Raw genomic sequence first — 24519 nt, 5'->3', positions numbered from 1 at the left:
TTAGTTATTAGTTCGTCATTACGTTTACGTCTGCACCGGTTTCAATATCAGACAGGCTCGAAGTTGGCTGCAGCTGATAGAATTTAAATCCCCGTGGTGTTAGCCAGGTTTTGCTGGTAGCATCAAAATTACCGCCCAGCTTCACAAAAAAGCCGGCATCGGCAGGTGTTGAGTGCGGAATAACATACATATTTGTTCCCTGGTAAAAGAACGGTTGCGCCGTTGACGCATCCAATGCGTTATAATGATCGTTATCGGCCACGCGATAACCTTTGTTTGTAGCGGCATTATAAATGGTTGTTATACCTGTACCACCAAACAATATCGCATCAACCGGTACCGAGGTTTCCGTTACAATCACGCCATCAAAAATAGCCACGCCGCCCGCATTACCGCTGTTTGGCAACAAACCTGCAGTTGCACTTCCAAAACCATCGCCATCATTAGTAACATAGGCAATTGATCGTATCCATTTTGCAGAACTGATATCTGTAGTATTTGGTCCGTTTATACGTTTGTTGCTACCTCCTACATAAAAGAACTCGCCTTTAAGAACGGTACCTTCAGTAAGGTTAAATTTATAAGTACGGCCGCCGCCGGTTGCCCAGCCTGCACCAGGCGCATCGCCTTTATTAGGTTCGGCAGCACCTGCGTTTGTACAGCTAACAACGGCCATTGGTGTCTTACTGAAATCTATATCACGGGTGGCCCTAAACTGGAAATATTCATAGTTGCCATCAGCACCTTTAGTATCATTTATATATCCTGTAACAATTACCGGCGATTTACCAAGCGAAGCATTTGGATCTGCCGGTTTAGTAATATCACTAACATCTGAAATACCACGGGGCCATAACTGCAATGCCGTTTCGCCCTGGCTGTTTTTACCTATTAATAATATACCCGCTATGGTTGCACTGGCAGGTAGCTTAGCATTTGCAAAACTGGCAGATGCCTCTGTATGCAGCATAATACTATCGGCACCATTAACCAGGTAGCGGTCGCCGGCGAATGTATCATCAATGTTAGGCGCGGGTGATACAGTTGCCATTTTTATCTGCACCAAAGTACTTTCATACTGATCCGGGTTGTTTTTGATAGAATAGCTGGAAGCAGACTGTACTGTTACGTGGTTGTTTTCTGAAACCTTTTTAATAGCCGCTTCGCTTAATCCGGTTATCTGTAAAGAACCATCCACTCTTTTCAAAATAGTTCCTTCTACATTTATTACAAGTGAATCGCCGGAGTGATAAGTAGAGGCCGCGTTACCTAAAGAAAAAGCGATACCGCGAAGCACCCCTCTGCGATAGTTTTGCATCACTACAACCCCTGATGGTACGTTGCCGGAATCGGGCATTGAAACTACCGTACCTACAATTTGAGTAGCGCCCAGCATTTTTTCTTTTGTTAAGGTTACATCAGCGCCTTTGTATAGAACGCGCAGGTCGCCCACGGCAATTGTCGGGCTTAATTCACCGGCAGTAAAATCGTGTTTCTGGCATGCGCTAATTAGCAGCACCACAAGGCATACCGCGATGTGAAAAAATCTTGTTTTCATTGAATTGTATATTTTCATGATTCTGAATCTTATTGTTTTTGCCACCAAACCAGTGTATTAATATCATCTTTACCTTGTGCTGCAACAGCCGCGTTATAATTAGCGGTATTTGTTGTTTGCACAAAAAACGGGTAGTTAAGCCTTGCAGGCATTATACCGTTGTTAACCAAGCCGGGGCCTTTTGGTAAAACCGGGTGGCCGGTGCGCCTGTACTCGAACCATTGCTCCAGATCGGTAAAGAACATAGTATAATACTTTTGTTTATGTATCAGCTCCATCTTTTGATCAAGGCTATAGGTGTCGTCCCACTTAACCTTTGCAAAACCCAAATAACCGGCCGGCACCGTTAAATTCCATAATGTAATGGCATTGGTAACACCTGTTTCATAATAATACTGTGCCGTTTTGGAAGTAACCCAACCCTTTGCAGCAGCCTCGGCCAATGCTAATTGCAATTCGGAGTAATTCATAACATTACCCAGCAGTGGCTCAATCTGTAAAGCTGTTAATAGTGTCGACTTAGCAGCAGGAGGTTGCCCCGGTAAATATCCGCTTGGTATACCGGCATATTCACCTTCGGCTAATGTTGCCCACCGGCCAATGCGCGGATCACTCCACTCGTTAAGGTTATCTACAAAGAAACTACCCAGCTTTGGCGTGTACCAATCGGCAGGGCGCCAGGTAGCAAATGGCGAAACATAAGGAGCAGTACCTGACCATTTTAATATAGCCGATTCGGCATTACTGGTCATAATAGGATAGTTGGCCGGGTTAGTATCAATCATCTCGGTGATCTTGGCCGGGGTGTTCATTTCAGCTTTAGCTGATAATCGTAATAACAACCTTATATATAATGAGTTGCCAAATTTGCGCCAGTTGGCGACTACACCGCCATAAATAGGATCGCTTGCGGCAGGGATGTTCGCGCCTGTTTTTAGCAGATCGTTAGCCGCTTCTAACTGTTTAAAAATATCGGTATAAATATCTTTCTGCTTGTCAAACTTTGGCGTAAACAAACCTTCTTTGCCTCTATTGGCTTCAAAGTAAGGCACATCGCCATAAGTATCGGTCAGTAACGAGAACACCCAGGCACGGCAAATAAGCGCTATGCCCTGGTAAGAGTTGTTGGCTGTTTCAACACCGCCTTTGTAAACATCATTGATGTTAGTTAGATCGATATACCAATTGTTGTATAAATAGTCGGCTTCAGATTTACGGATATCGTACCTGAATATTTTACCCTCGCCATCGCCCATATTTACGGTTACCTGCATCAGCTCGTTTTGTATGCGTTGACTACGGTTCATGTTTGCCGCCACTATATCGGTTATTGCGGGTGCAAGCAGGGCTTGCGGTAAAGCGTGATCTACCGCATTAGGGTTAACGCTTAATTCTTTAAAATCCTTTGTGCATGATGTAATGCAAAGCGTGGATATAAAAATTGTTAGAATGATGTATGCCTTAGTTTTCATTTATGTGCTGTTTTTAGAAACCTACAGTTAAGTTAAAGCCAAGCGTTCTGGTTGATGGGAACTGCCCCAATTCAAAACCGCGCGCAATGGTTGGCGTTCCCTGTGCATTTTGCGTTAGGGTACCAAACTCAGGGTCGAAGGCTGGCCATTTGGTAATAGTAAATAAATCGCGACCATAAACACCAACAGTTACCCGTTGAAGACCAAGCCTGCTTAATAATTTAGGAGATAAACTGTAATCCAGCCTTGCTTCGCGTAATTTAATAAAGTCGGTAGAGTAAGTTGTTCCTTCCACGTTATCGCGCCCTAAGTGGGCGTTGTAATAAGTGTAGATATTTTCGGCAATTACATCGTTTTTACGATAAGTACCGTCAGGATTCCTGATAACGCCGTCACCTATTATACCATTATACCTGCCCGGTATGGTATTGGTAGTTTTACCCTGTTCCCCTAAAATGGCCGATGTAAGCGAATACCCTACTGCACCATATTGGGCATCAAACAAAAAGCTCATACTAAATTGTTTGTACCTGAACTGGTTGCCAATACTCATCTTCCATTTTGGAATGGCGTCACCAATATATTTAATGCTATCGGTTAGTTTGGGATACCCGTTTGCATAAACTATTTGCCCATCGGGAGAGCGATCATAACCTAAACCATATAAAGCACCCATGCTTCCGCCCACCTGCGCTACAATTGCGCCGCGGTTAGCCGGGCCGGATTGCAGGGTTAAAGGTATCCCATCCGTTAGGGAGATCACCTTATTTTTATTTGCAGAGAAAGTGTAAGTAATATTCCAGCTAAAGCCATCCTTACTCTTTATTGGGTTACCATTGGCCTGGATCTCTATACCACGGTTCTCTACTTCGCCGGCATTGATAACCGCTTCATTGTAACCTGATGCCGGGTCGAGCCTATTGCGTAATATCTGTGATGTAGTGTTGCTTTTATACAAGGCGATGTCAATTCCTAAACGACTATTAAAGAATCTCACATCGGTACCTACTTCAAAGCTGCGGGTACGTAATGGTTTCAATTCCGGATTAGCGATCAGTGTAGGGTTACTTAAACCACCGGGAAAAATACTGTTAGCTGAATAGGTGAATGAAGTATAATATGCATCCTGACCGCCGCTGCCTACACTGGCAAATGAACCCCTTACTTTGGCATAAGAAATAAAATCGGGCAAATGAAGCGCCTCTGATAAAACAGCACTTAAACTTACCGATGGATAGAAGAACGACACGTTTTTGGTTGATTGGGCCGTTGCCAATACGCCGTTCCAGTCGTTACGGCCTGTTACATCCATAAACAGGTAATCTTTAAAGCCGAAAGATGCCAGGCCATAAAAGCTGTTTATTTTATATTTTGCCTGGTTAGGTAAAGCTACCAGCATACCCGCTTTGTTTGCCAGCGTATAAACGCCGGGGTATAGTAGTGAGTCGGCGCGCATCTCATTACGGTCATAGGTATTAATAAGCATGCTTCCGCCGGCAGATATGGTAGCCGTAAAATCTTTGGTTACTTTTTTATTATACCTTATCAGGAAGTCGTTATTGATCTCTTGCGAATAAATATCCTGCGTACGAAACATCCCTTTTCTGAACTTCTCGGTATCGTAAGGCCTTTGCTGCGAACGTTGATCGAAAGAACTGGTAAGGGCCGTTCGCACCATCAAACTTAGATCTTTGGTGAAATTGTATGTGGCCTGAATGTTCCCTACCAAATCATTCCGATTTGATTTGTTAAGCATTTCATTAGTTATCAGGTACGGGTTATCCGGAAAACTACTGAAAGGATAGCTTTGATTAATGTTTTCTTTGCCGGGTAACCAATAATTCTTAAGCCAGTTTAAATCGCCGTTAGGTACCCAAAACATATCCCAATACATCAAAGATTGGTTATTGTAACCTGTTGACGGTAAATTGTCGCTGGTTTTGTTGGTATAATTGATCCGTGCTGATATCTGCAGTTTATCGGTCACTTTCTGATCGGCTGATAAAGCAACTGTGTTACGGTCATACCCTGTATTAGGGATTATCCAGGTGTTGCGCACATTGGTTGCCGAAAAACGAACTGATGTTTTATCAGTACCACCATCAAGGGTGATGCTGTTGGTGAATGTTTTAGCGGTTTCAAAAAAGTTTTTACGCGCGTTTGGATAAGCAACCCATGGTGTACGTGTTGTACCACCTGTATGAGTAATCGGGTCATACTGATAATACGATTGGCCATCGAATTTTGGGCCCCATGCCGAACTGGTACTGCGTGTACTTGCACCATCGGATGTGTTACCGAACGAATAATAACTTTCGCCGGCGGCACCCTGCCCATATTCGTACTGATAATCGGGCGTACGCGACACCTGTTCTATAGCGGTATTAGAATTAAGCGTAATACCGATCCCTTTTTTCACCCGGCCACTTTTGGTAGTAATAATTACCGCACCATTTGCGCCGCGCTGCCCATATAAGGCAGCTGCACTCGGGCCTTTTAACACAGTTATATCTGCAATATCCTCGGGGTTAATATCGTTTAAACCACTACCAAAATCAACCGGCGATTCGCTATCCAGATAGGCATTACTGCCACTGCCTGTTCTGCGGCCGCTGCCGTGGTTTATAACTACTCCATCAATTACTATCAATGCATCGTTTTCGCCGGTGAGGTTACTTTCGCCACGTAAAATAATTTTGTTTGAGCCCGCGGGGCCGCCGTTTGAGCGGATCAGGTTCAGGCCCGCTACTTTACCGGATAATGCGTCTGTCCAGTTGTTTGAAAGTGCCTGGGTAAGCTGCTCGCCCTTAACTTTGGTAACCGCATAGCCAAGCGCTTTTTCATCACGTTTAATACCTAATGCGGTAACTACAACCTCGTTTAACGCGTTATTTGCTATTGCCAAGATAATTTTTGTATCGGTAACGTTTTTGGTATAAACGGTAACCTGCGGCTGAAAACCGATCATGCTAAAGGTGATGTTTGTACCGCTGTTAACTTTTATATTAAATTTACCTTCGGCATTGGTAATACCCAACAGGCGCTTTCCGCTATCCATTATGCTTACGCCTGCCAGTGCCTGGTTATCATCGCCCGAATAAGCGGTACCGCTTACGGTTAGTACATCCAGCTTTTTTATGGCCAGGTTACTGCCAATTGTTTTAATATCTACCCCTGCCTGCTCTTCCAACTGCTTTACCAGGTTTTGCAGACTGATATTTGTTGATGGCAGCGTAATAGTTTTGCCGGTATTAAGATCGGCATCATAAGATACCTTGTATTTGTAAACCGTTTGCAGCCTGTCAATTATAGCTGCTACGGTTATTTTGTTGCTGTTAAAAGTAAGCTGGCCATTATCCTGCGCTTTGGCCGATAGGGTAATGAGCCCGCCAACCAATAAACAGAGCCATACCTTAAGTAAAAATTTACGATGCATATGCGTTTAATTAATATAATAGGATAGTATTTGGGTTAGTGAATTTGTATTTGGTGCCGGTTACGAAGCCAATGCCGTCAAGCACCCGGGCAATGCCGTAGTCTTTTATTTCGCCGCTAAAAGCATGGTGTTTAGTAGCAGATGGTGCAACCTCTATGCGTATATTGTAATAGCGTTCAAGTTTTTCGGCTATTTGTTTGGTGGTACTTTTAGAGAAGTACAGGGTACCGTTTTGCAGGCTGGTGGCATCCCGCACATCTACCCGGCTTTTTATTGCCACATTATTTGTCAGTGAATAGTTTAATCGCTCTCCGGCTTTTAAAAACGTAGTAGAGTCTGCGTCAACCACACCAACAAGGCCTGTTGCAACTTTAATTTCTTCGTTTACGTTTTTCCGCGAATACACATTGAACGAAGTGCCCAACACGTTCACTTTTAAATTATTTGCGGTACTAACAATAAATGGCTTTTTCGCGTCGTGCTTTACATCGAAAAAAGCCTCGCCGGTTAAGGAAAGCTCCCTTTTCTGGCGGCCAAAATGCCCGCTCACCCGCAAATTTGAATTTGGTGCCAGGTAAACCATAGAGCCATCAGGCAGTTGCACCTGGCGCCGCTCTGAAGTGGTCTGAACAACAACCGTTTCGCTTGCGGCTTCGTAGCTATTCTTTAACGAAAACAAATTAATAAAGCAGGCCAGCAGCACAGCAGCAGCTATGCCTATTAAACTAAAAAGCTTTTTTACTTTGGGTTTTTGTTGCTGGGGGCTTTCAAATATCCTATCAAGCACCTTTACCCATTCTGCATGCACAACCTCGTCTTTTAAGGGTTGGTTAAGCTGATTTTGCTTCAGCTGCAGCTGTTTTAATATCAGTTTATTTTGGGGGCGCTCGTTAATCCAGGCCTCAATTTCAGCAACTTCTTTTTCTGGAGATTCATGGTTTACGCAACGTATAAGTATTTCCCAGTTCATTTGGCGATCTTTATATTAAGAGCACCGCGGAACCTTTTTCCACCAAAACAAATTGTTAAGCGTGTATGAACAATTTGTTAACAACGGCCGGTTTATTAAAGCAAAAAAGCCGCCCTCTCCGGGCAGCTCTCAATCTAAAGAATGCGGTACTTATAATTGAATTTCCTGTGTATACTGTTTACCAAACCTATCGGTAGCTATAACCTTTATGCTTTTTGCAGCAGCGGATGGTTTAGCAAAAAACAGGTGATCGGTTAATGTTGGGTCAACCCATTTATGCTTTTTGGGCAGCTGATCGCCGGCATATAATTCTACCGTCCATGGGTCTAACTCAATGCGCTGCTCCATATCACCTTTTAACGCACCATCTTCAAACCATTGTACTTTCCATTGCTTATCCCAGTTCCAAACATTGGCAATTATCTCGTCTGGTGCATTTTTAAGGTAGCCTTTAGGGTATATTTTAAGTTGATAATCTTTTGGTTTACCGGTTGATTTATGGAACCAGCTGATATCATTGCCCTGTACTTCGTAAACTGCATAGCCCTCGGGGGTTCCATCACTGCAGATAGGGCCTGTCCACCAGGCGCCGCATACGGTGCCATGCACATGTTCCATAATATTACCGTTCTCCCATTTTTCATTCATGTGGGTATGCCCAGACATAATATGCACTTTATATGGTGCCAGTATTTTATATAACTGCTCGCGGTTTGATACTACGCCGCCCAATTCATCCTCTTTATCTTTATTACGGCGTTTTGCCCCGGTATTGGTTGGGATATGCAGCGATAACACAACTGTGCTACCTTGCGGTACGTGTTTCAGGTCCTGCTCCAGCCATTGCAGCTGAGGCTCGGTAAGGTAACCAATGTATCTTTTCGCGGTGCCAATGAAAAATACATCGTCCAGCATTACATAATGTATGTTACCCCTGTTGAATGAGTAGTATGTAGGCCCAAAATTATCTTTAAATGTAGTTGCCGAGTAGTCATCTGTACGGGCGTCAATATCCATATCGTGGTTGCCTATTAAATTAAAAAAAGGCACACCGGTAACGCTCACCGCCTGGCGGTAATCTTCATACAATTCAAAATGGTCCCATACCAGGTCGCCGCAGCCAATTGCGTGTATCAGCGTGCCTGCAGGGTAGTTAGCTGCCAGCTCACGCAAATCTGGTGCTGACCGTTCAATCAACGCCTGCCCATCTTTTTTAGATATGATCTGTGGATCGGCCCAAACCACAAATACGTGATGTTTATCATCTTGCTCTAACCTGTCTAACTGAAAATTCGCGGTATAAGAATTTTGTTTGCTATCAACAACTTTATAAAATTGGGCAATACCTTTATTATGCGGTATAGCATAACCAGCGGGGATAGTGATATAAACAAACTTAACCGTTTTATTACTTAGCAACTGGTAATTGCCATTTTTATCGGTAAGGGTGATGTTAATACCGTCGGTTACAGGAACATTCGCTATACCCTGTCCGTTGCTTTGTACCCTGCCCTTAAGGGTAAGATTAGTAATATCGGTATTATTAGCAGCCGGTGCTACAGTTGCAGCATTTGTAACGGCTACAGGCACGGTTAATGCTACCCCTGATAAACCCAGAGCTTTAATAAAGTCTCTTCTGTTAGACATATTTTTTAGTTAATGATTTGACGTTTTACTTAAGAGTAAAACTTATCACCCATCCACCAAAAGAAATAGTTAAATTAATGTGAAGATTATGTTAATTAGCATCAGGCCACCAGCAATGGTCGCTTTATCGTAGTTGCTGTTGTGCATGTAATAGCTTAATTGCTCAATTGCTTCGCGCATATTATACTCAACCTTCTTCTCGGTAATGTCGAGCGCTTTTGCAATCTCATGGTTCTTAAGCCCGCATAACCGTAAATGTATGATCTCTTTACGCGTTGTTGGAAGCTTATTCATTAGCTCCTCAACAATTTTAACAGACTCTTTTGCCACGATGCGTTCAAGGGGGTTAAAGGCATCTTCGGTAATATTCCAGCAATCTTCAATCGATGCATCTGCAGACCGGGCACTTAACGATTTTAATGCCGCATTACGTGCCGAGCGAAAAAGGTAGGCCTTTATGTTTTGTATTTGAAGTTTATCTTTTTGAAGCCATAGGTTCAGGAAGAGATCAGAAAGTACATCTTTTGCCTGATCGTCATCTTTAACTATAGACTTTACGTAACGAAACAAAATGGAATAATGCTCTTTGAAAACATCTTCAAACTGTTGCAGGTCGAAAAATGATGCAGTAGATACCAGTTCCATAATCGGGGCAAATTTAAGCAGCTTTACCTTTTTATAAAAACCAGCAAGATTAAGTTTATGTTAAATCTTAATGCACTTTATCACTCCAATATTAATTGAATGGATCGAACCTTAAATTAAAGGCAACATGTTATAAATCTTTTAATAAATTAGCTGTTTAAAGCAGTCCCCTGTCTACAATTAGTTTAGCTGATACACCATGAAAGAATTAATACCCTTTTTTAATTTTTCCTTAAAAAAGGTATTGATACAGCAGCCCGATACTTTAAAGCAGGCACAGATAAAAATTGTATTTACCATTCTGCTATTTTCCCTTCTTAAAATATTGATAGTGATACCATTAGTAATGGGGGATATACAAAACCCCCACCTGATCCGTATTCTATTTGTGTTTCTTTTATACCTGGCACTAACTAAATATTTGTTGTACCGGCCGTTTCATATAAAGATCATATCGCACATTATACTTTTAACAGGCGTTGCCGGTATCTGGTCAAACTTGTTCGTTTTTGGGCAGCATATTAACCTGATCACTATACAGTTTGTTTTTATGGTAGCTTTTGTAAGCTATTATCTCATAGATAACAGTTACGCTTTTATATACAGCGTTGCAGCTATCTCACCGGTAATGTTATACATGGCACTTACCAACAGAACAAAATGGCACCTTGATGTTATATCAAATGAATTACCTTCCCCTGGCTTTGAAGTAATTATTTTACTGAATTTTGTAACCATAGTTCTGGTTCATTATCTTTTCTACCGGGCCTTTAGAGATAATGTTGATGAAAAAGAAACCCTTAACAAGCAGTTGCAAGCCACTATAGCAGAAACTAAAGCTTTGGCAGAGTCGCGTTCGGTGTTTTTATCAACCATGTCGCACGAGTTACGCACGCCCCTAAACGCTGTGATAGGGATGACTAACCTGATAAAAGATACCGCTACCGAAGAGCAAACCGAGAACCTGGACATACTTGAATTTTCGGCGCTTAGTCTGCTTACACTTGTTAATGATATATTGGATTATAATAAAAGCGAGAATGATAAAATTGAATTAGAGAACTTACCCGTTCAGTTACCCATTCTATTACACAAGGTATGTTCTGGCCTTCAACAAAAAGCCGCAGAAAAGGGCATTGAAGTATTGCTGGAAATGGATGATAAACTTAAAGATCAATGGGTAATTGCCGATCCTACCCGCCTTACGCAAATTATTTATAACCTGGCCGGGAACGCCATAAAATTTACCGAACGCGGCACAGTAAGCGTAAAGGCTATTGCCGGGCAGGAAAGTGCCGAACAAATAATGGTTTCTTTTTCGGTTGCTGATACAGGTATCGGTATTTCTGCCGATCGCCAGCAGGTTATATTCGAACCTTTTATGCAGGCATCTGCTGATACTACCCGCCACTACGGCGGCACCGGCCTTGGGCTTGCCATTGTTAAAAGGTTACTTAAGCTTTTTAACAGTACAATAGAATTGGAAAGCCAACCGGGTAAAGGTTCTGTGTTTTCATTTGCCATTCAATTTAACGTATATAAAGGCAAGATCAACCCGGTATCTATATATACTGCCGTAAACGCCAGCCTTGAAAGTCTTAGTATCCTTATCGCTGAAGACAACCCTGTTAACGCCCTGTTACTTGTAAAGCTTTTATCTAAATGGAATATTAAGGCGATTGTTACCAACAATGGACAGGAAGCTGTTGACAAACTTTTAAGTAACACATTTGATGTGGTATTAATGGACCTGCATATGCCGGTAATGGACGGGTACCAGGCTACGTTGGCTATACGCTCCCTTAATGAGCCTGTTAAGGCGCTTATCCCTATCATTGCCTTAACCGCGTCGGTATCGCATAACATACACGACAAAATTAAAGAGGCCGGGATGAATGATTATCTCTCTAAGCCATTTCAACCCGCCTCATTGTATGAGAAACTGGAACTTCTAAATACCGCGAAAACAGTCAGGTCATTTTCTGAAAGATTATCAGCCGATCAAAGTTAAGGTATCAGCAGTTTTTGAAATGTTAAACTATCCCCGTTAAAAGCATCAAAATCAACCGCATGGCCAATGCCATTAACACGCGCGGTTTCTGAATGTTGCCAAAATTTCCAGCCACTATCATTACTGATATTAAGTTGCTCGCGGTTGTAATGTGCTATCCATAAAGGATAGTCTTTAAAATAGCCTTCCAGATAATCTGTATAAAAGCTTAAACCGGTATAAATTATGGGGCGTACTTTAGTCTTTGCCTCTACATGGTCCAGAAAAGCTTTCAGCTCTTTCCGCATAGCTTGCGGCGATGTGCCGTCCAACCGTTCTATATCCACAACCGCGGGTAGGTCTCCCTTTTCCATACTCACATTTTGCAGAAAAAAGCGCGCCTGCCACAAGCCGTTCTTTTTGGGCCGCAGAAAATGGTACGCACCGCATCTGATGCCAACTTTCGGGGCTTCGCGCCAGTTACGCTTAAAATAAGGGTCCACTTTCAGTAATCCTTCTGTTGCTTTAATAAACGCGAAACTTATATGGACGCTATCTTCTTCCATGGCAGCAACCCGTGCCCAATCTATTTTACCCTGCGCGTACGACACATCTATACCATGAATTTTATATTTGGATGGGATACGGATGTCAAAACTTTTATAGGTGCGGTAATGGGGGTTTTCGCCAATATCCATTACCCAGCGCCAGCCGGCAGACGCCGTTTTAAGTACATACCCATAGTAAAATGGGGAAAGCAAGATCAGTAGAACGATCAATATAACGGTGTATTTGGGAAAACCACCAGCGGGCTTTTTTCCTTTTTTTACACTCACCCGTTTTTTGGCTACAGGCTTTTTGGCTACAGGCTTTTTTTTAACGGCGGCAATTGGATTTTTATTGATAGGCACAGCACAAAGATATAATGCAGCCAACTATTGTATCGTGTCTATTTGTTAATAAAATGGAAAGTATCCGTTATTCTTTGGATATTTAGCGCTCCCGTAGCAGCAACATTAGTGAGTAACGAATTTAACAAGCCAGATAACTCTATTACAGACCGTGCATTTTTTTTAGAAGGTATCCCTTTTGAAAATATTACGGAGATCGTTATCGCCAAAAATTCGATAGGCTCTTACCCCGATGCTACATCTTACCCGGATATTATACCCCGGCACTTAGTAATTAACGAGGGAACGTTTGTCCATCAAAATGATAACACTTTCCCTGCTGTTTCCATAGCGCAGCATGCAGATGGATTATTGCTGACCTGCGCATGCGAAATTGCACCCGGCAAACTTTGCGATCACCAGGCATTGGTATTGGCGGCTGTTGTTCAAAGAGATGAACTGGCCATTTTTTTCAATCGTAAATTACGACACGAGAAGTTAAGAAAATTCGCCCTTGATTACGGGCTGGAGAAGGAACCAAATCTGGATCATTTTTTCAGGATAGAATATCATAATAAAAAAACGAGTATTATACCAGACTCCTCCTCCCTGCTGCCGGTAACAAAGGAAAGTTTAAGCGCGTTAAGTATTTTGGTTACGCCCCCCGTACACCAACCCGCTAATGACGAGCAGGTTGTATGCGTGGTAATTAAGCAGCACAAATATTATCAATACCTTTTTATTGAGCTTTATGCCGCCCAAATCACCAAAGAGGGTAAGGTAAAGAACCCTTTGGCTATGGTAAACCCTTTGGACCTGATATGGGAAACGGAGGATAATAACCGGCTGAAGTTTTATACCGGTATCAACAAGTTCCAAAATCACCTCAACTCTAAACGAACCGAAGCGGATATAAAAGCCCTACGGGCTATAGTTAAAAACACACCCGATTATCCATTTTATTATCATGACAGCAACGTATCAGAAAATATAACCGCGAGTTCGGTTGTGCCGGTAAAGGTGGCCGTTTTGCCGCATAATATTCGCTTAACGGTTAACTTAAAAGGGCAGTTTTATGAGGTGGCAGGGTCGGTAAAAATAGACCAAACCGAATATGCGCTGAAAGACCTTAGTATCCGGTTCAATTATTTTATTTTGCTAAAGGATACCCTTTACCTTGTTGATAACCTGCAAGTGTTGGCGTTAATTGATCTTTTTAAGAAACGACCAGATAACCTGCTTATTCATGAATCAAAATTCCCTGAGTTTAAAGGCGGGTTTTTAGCTTTGCTTCAAGACCAGGTAACCGTTGGATATAAACACATAAAGCTTGCCACACCCGTACAACTACAACAACAGGGCTTTGTTAAAGAAACAGAGAAGATCATTTACCTGTCTGATTTTGGGAGCCATGTAATGCTGATCCCGGTAATGCGCTATGGCGAGGCCGAGATACCTATCCGTACCAAAAGGCTTATTTATGGGAAGGATGCAAAAGGCAAAGAGTTTTTGGTACAGCGAAATGATGAGGCTGAACTGGCCTTTACCGCATTACTAATTAAACAACACCCCTACTTTGCCGAGCAGTTGGAACACGACGATCTGCAATATTTTTACCTGCACAAGCGGCATTTTTTACAGGAAGAGTGGTTCCTGCAGGTATTTGAGGACTGGGCCGCTCATGATATTACCGTATTAGGGTTTAACGAATTGGAAGGCAATAAGCTAAATCCCAATAAAGTAAACATTACTATAAGGGTACTAAGCGGCATCAATTGGTTCAATACCGAGATAAACGTGCGTTTTGGAAGGAAAAGGGCTGCCCTAAAACAGATAAACAAAGCGGTACGCAATAAAAGTAAATACGTTCAGCTGGACGATGGTACTTTAGGCATACTACCTGCCGAATGGATCGAAAAATTTCAACAGTACTTTAATTCGGGCGAGATTTTGGATGACGAGCTGCATATCCCCAAAACTAATTTTGCTACGATTAATCAGCTTTTTGATGATGAGCTGTTGGATGACGAGGTAAAACACGAAATTCTAACTTATCAGAAAAAATTATCCGACTTCGAATCTATCACAGAGGTTACTGTATCGCCGGATCTGACAGGAACGCTCCGCCCGTATCAGCAGCAGGGTTTAAACTGGCTTAACTTTTTGGACGATCTTAATTTTGGCGGCTGCCTTGCCGATGATATGGGCCTGGGTAAAACTTTACAGATCATCGCCTTCATCCTTTCGCAAAGGGAGAAGGTAATGCATAATACCAATCTGTTGGTTGTGCCTACTTCCCTTATTTTTAATTGGCAAATGGAGGTAAAGAAGTTTGCCCCCTCTATCTGGGTACATACCATTTATGGTGCCGACAGGATAAAAAACACAGAGGAGTTTAACAATTTCGAGATCATACTTACATCATATGGTACTTTACTGGCGGATGTTAATTTTTTAAAGAATTACCATTTCAATTATATTTTCCTTGATGAATCTCAAAACATCAAGAACCCCGATTCGCAACGTTATAAATCCGTCCGTTTACTAAAAGCCCGTAACCGGATAACTATTACGGGCACCCCTATAGAGAATAACACTTTCGACCTGTACGGCCAGCTTTCGTTTGCCTGCCCCGGTTTATTAGGTACCAAACAATATTTTAAAGATATATATGCTGTACCCATAGATAAATTTAAAAGCAACAAACGGGCTACCGAGCTTCAAAACAAGATAAAACCATTTATACTGCGCCGAACCAAGCAACAGGTAGCCGAAGAACTGCCCGAAAAAACTGAGATGGTATTATACTGTGAAATGCAGCAACAGCAGCGTGGTATATACGATGCTTACGAAAAAGAATTTAGAGACTATATCTCGGCCACAACAGATGACCTGCTGAAAAAAAGCCCGATGAACGTGCTAAAAGGGCTTACACGTTTGAGGCAAATATGCGATTCGCCTTTGTTACTGAGTGGCGAAAAACCACCCGGCAACGAGTCTGCCAAAATTGATATGCTGATAGAACAAATTGAAAGCAAATCGCCCCGGCATAAAATATTGGTATTCTCGCAGTTTGTGTCGATGCTCGAGCTTATCAAAAAAGAATTAACAGCCCGGGATATCAAATTTAGCTGGCTTACCGGCAGCAGCCGCAACCGCGAAGCTATAGTAAATGAGTTTCAAAACAATGCCGACATAAGGGTTTTCCTGATAAGTATGAAGGCTGGCGGAACAGGTTTAAATTTAACCGAAGCCGATTATGTTTACCTGATAGACCCATGGTGGAACCCCGCGGTAGAAAACCAGGCTATTGACCGCTCTCACCGCATAGGGCAGCATAAAAATGTAGTAGCGGTAAGGCTGATATGCCCCGGCACTGTAGAAGAAAAGATAATGGAAATGCAGGCATCCAAAAAAGAATTATTCCAGGATCTTATCAAAACTGATAACGCTGTTTTGCAATCCCTGTCAAAAACAGATCTGCTTGGTTTACTGGGTAAATAGCCCTATCGCTTTATCAAACAAGCGAATAAAATAAAAAAATATAACACAAATTATTTTAACGGTTGTATATAATCATTGTATACCTTCTGCCAATTAGCCGATACTCCTCCTAAACCTACAAATTCTGTTTGCTTTGCCGACACTGTCAATGTTGATCTTAAAGCAACTTTTACGATAATTCCGTTCCGAGATCAATTCAATAAATAAAACATCAAAATAAACGCTGTTAGTTCTTTATAAGATCATTAATAGTTAGTTAAGCGTCGTCTCTAAGCGTTGGGGAGGCGCTTTTTTACTTTTGTATGTTATAATTAGACGAAAAAATGACTAAATTAAATTAATTAAAACTATAAAATAGTGTTTTTGTATTTAAGTGATAGGAGATTTAGTGATGAAAAAACAACTATTATTGGTGGTTTTGTTATTAAGTGTGGTTATAACGAATGCTCAAACTCGAAAAATAACCGGTACTGTAACCGCACAAGAAGATAAAGGCACCTTACCTGGTGTAAACGTGAAGGTAGGCGAAACCCAGATTGGTACCAGTACAGATGCCAATGGAAAGTACTCTATTGACGTACCCACAACCTCAAAAACTTTAATTTTTTCTTTTATTGGCTTTGCAACTCAAGAAGTACCCATAAACGGGCGCGATGTTATTAACATAGAACTCGCTACCAGCAATCGGCAGTTGGGCGAAGTTGTAGTAACAGCATTGGGCATATCCCGGCAGGAAAAATCTCTGGGTTATGCAGCGCAACAAATAAAAGGTGAAAATTTAACAATGACCCGCCAGCAGGATCTTAATACTTCATTGGCAGGTAAAGTATCAGGCGTACAAATACTAGGTGGCTCTGGTGCCAGGTTTGGCGCTTCTACCATCCGTATCAGGGGCATCAATTCCTTACAGGGCGGTAACCCAATATATGTAGTTAATGGGGTTATTACCGATCCAAATGCCGTTAATAGTGACGATGTTGAAGCATTAACAGTATTAAAAGGCCCTGCCGCAACCGCATTATACGGCCAGCGGGCGGCAGAGGGCGCCGTAGTTATTACCCTCAAAAAAGGCTCGGCCAAGGGGATAGGTATAACTATTAATCAAACTACATCGTTTGAAAGAGTATACACCCTGCCGCAATATCAAAACGAATATGGCGGTGGTACAAGCCAGGAATGGAACATATACAACTATGCGCCGGGCGATCCCTCTTATCTGCAGAGCTTTAACAACGTTAAATATTATGATTATGGTGTGGATGAAAGCTGGGGACCAAAAATGGATGGTACACTGGCCGCTCCATGGTATTTCTGGGATCCCGCCAATCCTGATTTTGGTAAGTTAAAACCATTTAGCCCACAGCCTAACAACGTAAGAAGCTTTTACCAAACCGGGCTAACCACTAATAATAACGTCGCTTTTTCAAAAGCGGGCGATAATTATAACATGCGTATCTCATACACCAATTTGATACGTACCGGTGTAAGCCCTAATACCAAGCAAAACCGCGACAATGTTTCTTTAAACGGTGAAATAAAAATCACGCCTAAATTAACGGTAAGCACTAACGTAAATATTTTTCAGGAGAGGTTATTTAATGTACCTGCTGAAGGTTACGGAACGCAAACCTCGGGATCGTTTAACCAGTGGTTTCACCGTAATATAGAAATTGATAAATTAAAAAATTACCGTCGGCCAGATGGAACTTACACCACCTGGAATATTATAAGCCCAACCAATCTTGCACCGCATTACTGGGATAACCCATATACTGAGGCTTATGTAAATACTGCTGAATCGCATAATAACCGCACCTTTGGTAATTTAACCGCTGCTTATAATTTCAGGAAAGATCTAAAACTATCTGTTATTGCCCGTGGCGATTACTTAAACCGCGATGCTAACACCCGCGTAGGTTCATATACTATCAATCCCGATGCATATAATGAAAGCACTTATCAGTATAAAGAATATGATTATGTAGTTTCTTTAGAGTATGATCATAACCTTTCAAAAGACTTGTCTTTTAGAGCAGGGGCCTTTGGCGAATCAAGGTATGATATAGCCAATTATCTGCAAAGCAATACAAACGGCGGTTTATCCGTTCCCGAAACTTACACAGTAGCTAACTCACTGGATAGGCCAAGTACCGTAAGCTTTCACAGCCGGAAAGTGGTGAATAGTATTTATGGATACGCCTCATTCGGGTACAAGCAATTCCTGTACTTAGATCTTAATGTACGCAACGATTGGTCCTCTGCATTACCTACAAACAATAATTCTTATTTATATGGCGGTGTTTCCGGATCATTTGTATTTACAGAATCGGGGCTTATCCCTCAAAACGATTTCTTAACTTTTGGTAAATTAAGGGCTTCAATAGCGCAGGTAGGGTCAGATATTGATCCTTACCAAACAGGCCAAACATATACCATTGGTACAATCCCTTATGGTACAACCCCAGTACAATTTGTGCCAAACCAAATCCCTAATCCTAATTTAAAACCTGCACTATCTACTTCGTATGAATTAGGTACCGAGCTGCACTTTTTAAAAGGCGACCGTATAAGGTTCGATTTTAACTATTATCACCGTAATACAAAAGATCAGATACTTCCGTTGCCTATTAGCGGCACAACCGGCTATTCAACATTTATAATTAACGCGGGCTCTATCATCAATCATGGTATTGAGCTTTCATTAGGCGGCACACCCGTAAAAACGGCTAACTTAACTTACGATGCCAATATAAATGTGGCGTTTAACCGTAACAAGGTAGCCGCGTTATATCCAAATTACAACGTGCTGAACACTTCACCAGAAGGTAACGGGGGTGCAACACTTTCCGGGTTCCAGCCAGCAGGCACGCTTGGTTTTGGTTTTGTAGGCTCACCTTCATTTTCGGTAAACAGCGTAGTTGGCAAGCCATACGGTCAGTTAATCGGTTCGGGTTTTGTACGGGATGCCGCGGGCAACATTGTTGTTGACGCGGATGGTTATCCCGAAAGGGCAGACAATGTAAACCTGGGCAGTATATTACCTAAGTTTACCGGTGGTTTTACCAATAACATAACCTATAAAGGTGTTACACTTGGTTTTTCAATAGATTTCCAATACGGCGGTAAATTTGTATCTGTTACACAGCAAAACCTGGCCGGTTCCGGCCTTGCGCTGGCAACAGTTGGCAATAACGAAAATGGGGTGCCCAGACGTGATGATCCGGCGGCGGGCGGTGGTACCCTGGTTAAAGGCGTACATGAAGATGGCACACCCAACACCACCTTTGTAGATACCCGCGACCTTTACGAAAGTTATTACAGCGCGATATGGGAAAAATGGACGTATGATGCTACTTATGTAAAATTACGTGAAGTAAGCATTGGTTATAACCTGCCAAAAAAATGGTTTGGCCGCATCCCTGTTCAAACAGCAAGGTTTTCAATAGTGAGTCAAAATCCATGGCTTATTTACACCAAGGCAAAGGGAATTGACCCATCGCAACTGCAAACTTCATTTTACGAAGGCGGGCAGTTACCGGCAACCCGCACCCTTGGCTTTAACCTTAATTTAACCTTTTAGTAAGACTGTTATGAAAACGCATATAATAAAATATTCATTTATACTTGTTGCCGCCATGCTAATTGTTTCCTGTAAAAAGGTTGGCGGCGATCTAAATGTTAACCCAAATCAGCCAAGCACTCTATCAACAGGGTTAGCGTTCACCAGTGCCATCCAGTTTATAGGTGGCGGGGGCGGGGGTGCAACTACAGATATTAACAGCGCTGCCGGCGAGTTGTATTCTCAGTATCTGTCAGAAACTTTTTACACCAACGAATCACGATTTCAATTAAGGCAATATGATTACCAGCCATATTACACCGGCCCGCTTCAGGACCTGCAATATGTAATAGATTTTAACACCAATCCGGATACAAAAGACAAGGTTACTACCATTAGTTATGGATCAAACAATAATCAAATTGCAGCCGCTCGTATTTTAAAGGCATTCATCTTTTTAACAATTACCGACAGGTGGGGTGATATCCCTTATTCGCAGGCTTTGCAAGGCAGTAAAAACCTTAACCCGGCATTAGATCCGCAAAAAGATGTCTACACTTCGTTATTTAAAGAGTTGACCGAGGCACAGGCACAATTTGACGACGGAGCCCCACTTTCAAGTGATATTTTGTTTAGCGGAGATAACACCAAGTGGAAACATTGGGCCAATTCCCTAAGGGCTATTATGGCGCTCAGGCTATCAAAGGTTGACCCCACAACCGGCCGGTCCGAATTTCAGAAAGCCATAACAGACGGGGTAATGACATCTAACGAGGATAATGCCACTTATAAATATCTCCTCGAACTTAATAACGAGAACCCTTATTTTAATAACTATCGTTCAAGATATGATTATGCCATAAGTGCAACACTCACAGATTTTCTGGAAAGTTATAATGACCCCCGCTTGCCGTTGTATGCCGCCCCTACTTCTGCAGGTACTTACGTAGGCCTTGTATACGGTACTACAGGAGATGACCTTAATGGTGTGAATATAGGCGACAGGGACAATCCCGGTAACATATCACAAATAGGTACGGCTTATTCCAGCCAAAACTCTTCTACAATCTGGACAAGCTATGCACAAGTATTATTTACCCAGGCAGAGGCAGCTCATTTAGGTTGGATACCTGGAGGAGATGCCGCAGCAGCAACCTTTTATACACAGGGTATCACAGCAGCTCTGCAGCGAAATGGTATCGCTATGGGTGCTATTACCACTTATCTTGCACAACCCCAGGTAGTATTTAATGCTGCAAACGCAGTTGAACAAATAAATACCCAAAAATGGCTGGCAGGTTATATGAACAACGGTTGGGAATCATGGGCGGAATACCGCCGTACAGGCTTTCCGCATTTAGTTGACCCTGTACCAACCGGGCTTACCCCAGATAAGAAGATCCCAAGAAGGCAGCAATATCCTCAAACAGAAATTGATTTAAATAAGGCTAATTATAATGCGGTGATTGCCCGCCAAGGGCCAGACCTTCAAACAACACACGTATGGTGGGATAAATAAGTAAAAGGGCCGTCTTTTTGATTAAGACGGCCTTTTACTTATTTACTACGTTTACCGGGTTGCCGTTAATAAACGCGGCCAGGTTACTAACCACTGTTTCCATTAATCTTGTTCTTGCCTCTTTAGTTGCCCAGGCAATATGCGGGGTTATAATACAGTTTTTCGCCTTAAAAAGTGGATTATCAGCCTGTGGCGGTTCAACTGACAATACATCGATCCCGGCACCGGCTATAATGCCGTTATTTAGCGCATTAGCCAGGTCCTGATCAACAATAATAGGCCCTCTTGATGTATTCAACAGGAAGGCGGAACGTTTCATCCGCTTTAAATTTTCTGTATTGATCATTCCTTTTGTTTCAGGAAACAAGGGGCAATGGATACTTACCACATCAGATTGTTCCAGCAGTTCGGGAATATCTGCCCATCTAAAATTTTTACGTTGTGATTGGTCTGTGCGGGTCCTGCTATTACCAATAATGTTCATTCCAAAAACAGTGGCCACATCTCCAACCTTTTGGCCTATGTTGCCAAAACCGATGATACCAATAGTTTTTCCCGCAAGCTCAACTAAGGGAGAGTTCCAGTAAGAAAAATCCACAGCCTTGGCCCAGTCGCCAGCCATAACCGAATCACTATGCCGCTGTACGTGCTGGGCAAGCTCCAACAATAAGGCAAACGTTAGCTGGACTACAGAGGCTGTGCCATAACCCGGCACATTTGAAACAATAACACCCTTCTTTTTAGCCGCCTCTACGTCGATAACATTATAGCCGGTGGCCAATACGCCAATATACTTTAGATTAGGAAGCTGGTTAATGACAGCTTCCCCTACAGGGGTTTTATTAGACAGCAGGATGTCTGCCTCCATTGACCGTTCCAATACCTTATCGGAAGGCGTCCTGTCATATAAGATAACCTCACCTAAGTTTTTCAGGGCATCCCAACTTATATCACCGGGGTTAAGTGTATAACTATCCAGTACTACTATCTTCATTTTGCAAGTTGAATTTTAATATCAAACCAAATATATTATTATTCGTAAATAGCAATGTGAGCACCATAATTTATTAGGAAAGCATACCTTTAAAACTAAAAAAAACTTTAATAATATTATTGATTTGGTAATACCGACACAAGTTTAGGTTAACAAGACGATTCTACTTTCGCCTTAAATCAACCAGTAACCTTTATTATTTAAAGCTAAATAAAAACACAACATGAAATACTTTTTAACCATAAGCTTATGCTGCTCGGTGATAGCCGCCTCGGCACAGCAAAAATTAGATGTACAGGGGCACAGGGGCGGTAGGGCTTTAATGCCCGAAAACACCATACCGGCAATGCTGAACGCTATTGACCTGGGCGTAAAAACACTGGAACTGGATTGTGTTATTTCGAAGGATTACCAGGTGGTTGTATCGCATGATACCTATATGTCTGCCGATTTTATGCTTAAACCCGATGGCAGCACCATTAGCAAAGCCGAAGAAAAAGGCCTGTTGATATACACCATGCCATACGATAGTATTAGGCGTTATGATGCCGGCACCAAACTACACCCGCAATTTCCTGATCAAAAAAAACTAAAAACCTACAAACCTTTATTATCCGAACTGATAGATAGTGTTGAGCGCTATGTGAAAGTCCATCATTTAAAACCGGTTTATTACAACCTGGAAATAAAAAGCTCGCGGGCCGGTGATGGCGTTGCCCACCCGGCCATAAACGAGTTTACTAAACTGGTAATGGATGTACTGAACAACAAGGATGTTGCAAAACGGGTTACCATACAATCGTTTGATGTAAGGCCGTTACAACTTCTTCACCAAACCCACCCAAAACAGGTATTGTCTTACCTTACCGGCACCAAAGAAACCTTTGAAAATGCTATTAAAAAGCTGGGCTTTAACCCCAATATCATCAGCCCCAATTATACCTCTATCGATAGCGATTTTGTTGAGCAGGCGCACATGGCCAAAGTACAGGTATTACCATGGACGGTTAACGATGAAGCATCAATGAAAAAAATGGCCGAACTGAAAGTTGATGGGATCATCTCAGATTATCCGGATAAGTTAGTAACGCTGTTTGGCAGTTATCAAAAATAAAGATGTAAAGTTTTCATTGACTTCAATGAGGGGATCTAAAGTTTTTGACGCTAACAAATGCGTGAAGGCTAACCAGTGTTATCACATATCGCTTTACAATTATTATAGCTTTTTCTCATATTATTTACAATCTTAAAATTCTCTTACTTAATAGTTTAAACACCGGTAGCTTTGTTAAATACTGATAGCCTTGGTTATATATTTTAAATATTACTTAACCCTCTTATCATGAAAACATTAAAAAGTTCCCTTATTGTAATCCCATTTGCTGCATTATTAATGTCTTTATTCTCTTGCAAAAAAGACGCGGTAAACATCAATAAAAACTCAAAACTGCAGTTGGGTACTACCACCTTAAGTAGCTTTACTGGCCCGTTGGTAGTCTCTTTGTATGCAGGGGTTGAAAATCATGAATATGGCAATTTAGATGGCCCGCGACTGCTGGCTAAATTCGCATCACCTAATGGTATCATATCAACGCCAACAGGAACTCTTTACATTACTGATACAGGGAATGGCAGTATTAGAAAGATTACACCCGAAGGTATAGTAAGCACCGTTCCATATAAAAAACGGTTTGTTAACCCACATTCCCTGACCATATCAAGGGATAGCATAGATTTTTTTTTTCTTGAAATCGGCAAAGAAAGGCCTATCAGAGGATTTCGTCCTTATGGCGGTAATGACTATTTTTTTTGGCCAGCAGAAGTTTGCCATATAGTAAAAGGCAATAAAACACCTCTTGTGTTTGCCAATCTTTTTGATTTTGCTGTTGCATCGGATAGAACAATGTATTTAGTTGACGCAGGAACTCATACTATTATTAAACGTACAACTGATGGCGTAGGAACTGTATTTGCGGGTGGAACTGCAGGATATAAAGATGATAACGGCACTAATGCACAATTTAATACTCCTACAAACATAGCCGTAGATGCTGATGGCAATTTATATGTTACCGACATTTTAAACTTCCGTATCAGAAAGATCACCCCTGATGGTACTGTTACTACTATAGCAGGTTCAACTAAAGGCTTTACAGATGGCATTGGCAGCAGTGCTCAATTTACATCACTGGGAGATGTAATAGTTGCTAATAGTAACACTTTACTTGTAGCAGACGGTTATGCCGTACGCGCTATTGATTTAACTACCCATCAAGTAACAACCATTGCGGGTGGTGCAACACCGGGCTATGTTAATGGGCCGGCACTTTCAGCC

At 42.0% G+C, this 24519-nt stretch carries 13 protein-coding genes and 1 pseudogene; 6 read left to right on the top strand and 8 right to left on the bottom strand.

What is annotated here, in order from left to right; translation table 11 throughout:
• Positions 1–7: 7 nt before the first annotated feature.
• From JWQ85_RS03930 to JWQ85_RS03905, 6 genes are all read right to left on the bottom strand, one after another.
• The gene (locus tag JWQ85_RS03930; protein ID WP_299464248.1) at positions 8–1558 is read right to left on the bottom strand and encodes a DUF5689 domain-containing protein; all 1551 of its coding nucleotides are present in this window, start codon (positions 1556–1558) and stop codon (positions 8–10) included.
• A 29-nt stretch (positions 1559–1587) separates the two neighbouring features.
• Positions 1588–3030, bottom strand: coding sequence for a SusD/RagB family nutrient-binding outer membrane lipoprotein (locus JWQ85_RS03925; protein ID WP_299464245.1), 1443 nt, complete (start codon positions 3028–3030; stop codon positions 1588–1590).
• A gap of 13 nt (positions 3031–3043) precedes the next feature.
• Entirely contained in the window at positions 3044–6466 is a 3423-nt protein-coding gene (locus JWQ85_RS03920; protein ID WP_299464242.1) for a SusC/RagA family TonB-linked outer membrane protein, read from the bottom strand.
• A gap of 10 nt (positions 6467–6476) precedes the next feature.
• Complete coding sequence (locus tag JWQ85_RS03915) at positions 6477–7436, bottom strand: FecR family protein (RefSeq protein WP_299464239.1); 960 nt, start codon at positions 7434–7436, stop codon at positions 6477–6479.
• A 150-nt stretch (positions 7437–7586) separates the two neighbouring features.
• Positions 7587–9083 carry a calcineurin-like phosphoesterase family protein gene (locus JWQ85_RS03910; RefSeq protein WP_299464236.1) on the bottom strand — a complete coding sequence of 499 codons (1497 nt, stop codon included), beginning with the start codon at positions 9081–9083 and terminating at the stop codon, positions 7587–7589.
• Positions 9084–9152: 69 nt separating this feature from the next.
• On the bottom strand, positions 9153–9728 hold the full coding sequence (locus tag JWQ85_RS03905) for a sigma-70 family RNA polymerase sigma factor (RefSeq protein WP_299464233.1): 576 nt from the start codon (positions 9726–9728) through the stop codon (positions 9153–9155).
• A 199-nt stretch (positions 9729–9927) separates the two neighbouring features.
• Between JWQ85_RS03905 and JWQ85_RS03900 the strand changes: the two genes are divergently transcribed.
• Positions 9928–11739, top strand: a complete 1812-nt coding sequence (locus JWQ85_RS03900) for an ATP-binding protein (RefSeq protein WP_299464230.1) — start codon at positions 9928–9930, stop codon at positions 11737–11739.
• On the opposite strand, the gene JWQ85_RS03895 is transcribed toward JWQ85_RS03900, so the two are convergent.
• Complete coding sequence (locus tag JWQ85_RS03895) at positions 11736–12629, bottom strand: glycoside hydrolase family 25 protein (protein ID WP_299464228.1); 894 nt, start codon at positions 12627–12629, stop codon at positions 11736–11738. The two genes, JWQ85_RS03900 and JWQ85_RS03895, sit on opposite strands and share 4 nt — an antisense overlap.
• Before the next feature lie 108 nt (positions 12630–12737).
• Between JWQ85_RS03895 and JWQ85_RS03890 the strand changes: the two genes are divergently transcribed.
• The 3 genes from JWQ85_RS03890 to JWQ85_RS03880 all read left to right on the top strand — a co-directional run bounded on the left by JWQ85_RS03890 (position 12738) and on the right by JWQ85_RS03880 (position 21190).
• Positions 12738–16112, top strand: a complete 3375-nt coding sequence (locus JWQ85_RS03890) for a DEAD/DEAH box helicase (protein WP_299464225.1) — start codon at positions 12738–12740, stop codon at positions 16110–16112.
• Between the two features lie 391 nt (positions 16113–16503).
• Positions 16504–19692 (top strand): SusC/RagA family TonB-linked outer membrane protein, encoded by a 3189-nt coding sequence (locus tag JWQ85_RS03885; protein ID WP_299464222.1) that lies wholly within the window; start codon positions 16504–16506, stop codon positions 19690–19692.
• A 10-nt stretch (positions 19693–19702) separates the two neighbouring features.
• A complete protein-coding gene (locus JWQ85_RS03880) occupies positions 19703–21190 on the top strand; it encodes a SusD/RagB family nutrient-binding outer membrane lipoprotein (RefSeq protein WP_299464219.1) in 1488 nt (495 codons plus the stop codon).
• A 34-nt stretch (positions 21191–21224) separates the two neighbouring features.
• Here the strand turns inward: JWQ85_RS03880 and JWQ85_RS03875 are convergent, their stop codons facing one another.
• A complete protein-coding gene (locus JWQ85_RS03875) occupies positions 21225–22184 on the bottom strand; it encodes a D-2-hydroxyacid dehydrogenase (protein ID WP_299464216.1) in 960 nt (319 codons plus the stop codon).
• A 223-nt stretch (positions 22185–22407) separates the two neighbouring features.
• Between JWQ85_RS03875 and JWQ85_RS03870 the strand changes: the two genes are divergently transcribed.
• Both JWQ85_RS03870 and JWQ85_RS03865 read left to right on the top strand, forming a co-directional pair.
• A complete protein-coding gene (locus JWQ85_RS03870; protein WP_299464213.1) occupies positions 22408–23298 on the top strand; it encodes a glycerophosphodiester phosphodiesterase family protein in 891 nt (296 codons plus the stop codon).
• A gap of 228 nt (positions 23299–23526) precedes the next feature.
• Positions 23527–24519, top strand: a pseudogene (locus JWQ85_RS03865) (hypothetical protein); the annotation flags it as partial.

The sequence above is a fragment of the Mucilaginibacter sp. genome, from assembly GCF_028288105.1.
Lineage (GTDB): Bacteria > Bacteroidota > Bacteroidia > Sphingobacteriales > Sphingobacteriaceae > Mucilaginibacter.
Note: the sequence above shows the minus strand (reverse complement) of the source record. Positions and strands in the feature narration are given on the sequence as shown.

Bases quoted from the DNA above. Each gene is read 5' to 3' on its own strand.
- JWQ85_RS03930 (WP_299464248.1), bottom strand. From the start codon at position 1,558: ATGAAAACAAGATTTTTTCACATCGCGGTATGCCTTGTGGTGCTGCTA.
- JWQ85_RS03925 (WP_299464245.1), bottom strand. From the start codon at position 3,030: ATGAAAACTAAGGCATACATCATTCTAACAATTTTTATATCCACGCTT.
- JWQ85_RS03920 (WP_299464242.1), bottom strand. From the start codon at position 6,466: ATGCATCGTAAATTTTTACTTAAGGTATGGCTCTGTTTATTGGTTGGC.
- JWQ85_RS03915 (WP_299464239.1), bottom strand. From the start codon at position 7,436: ATGAACTGGGAAATACTTATACGTTGCGTAAACCATGAATCTCCAGAA.
- JWQ85_RS03910 (WP_299464236.1), bottom strand. From the start codon at position 9,083: ATGTCTAACAGAAGAGACTTTATTAAAGCTCTGGGTTTATCAGGGGTA.
- JWQ85_RS03905 (WP_299464233.1), bottom strand. From the start codon at position 9,728: ATGGAACTGGTATCTACTGCATCATTTTTCGACCTGCAACAGTTTGAA.
- JWQ85_RS03900 (WP_299464230.1), top strand. From the start codon at position 9,928: ATGAAAGAATTAATACCCTTTTTTAATTTTTCCTTAAAAAAGGTATTG.
- JWQ85_RS03885 (WP_299464222.1), top strand. From the start codon at position 16,504: ATGAAAAAACAACTATTATTGGTGGTTTTGTTATTAAGTGTGGTTATA.
- JWQ85_RS03880 (WP_299464219.1), top strand. From the start codon at position 19,703: ATGAAAACGCATATAATAAAATATTCATTTATACTTGTTGCCGCCATG.
- JWQ85_RS03875 (WP_299464216.1), bottom strand. From the start codon at position 22,184: ATGAAGATAGTAGTACTGGATAGTTATACACTTAACCCCGGTGATATA.
- JWQ85_RS03870 (WP_299464213.1), top strand. From the start codon at position 22,408: ATGAAATACTTTTTAACCATAAGCTTATGCTGCTCGGTGATAGCCGCC.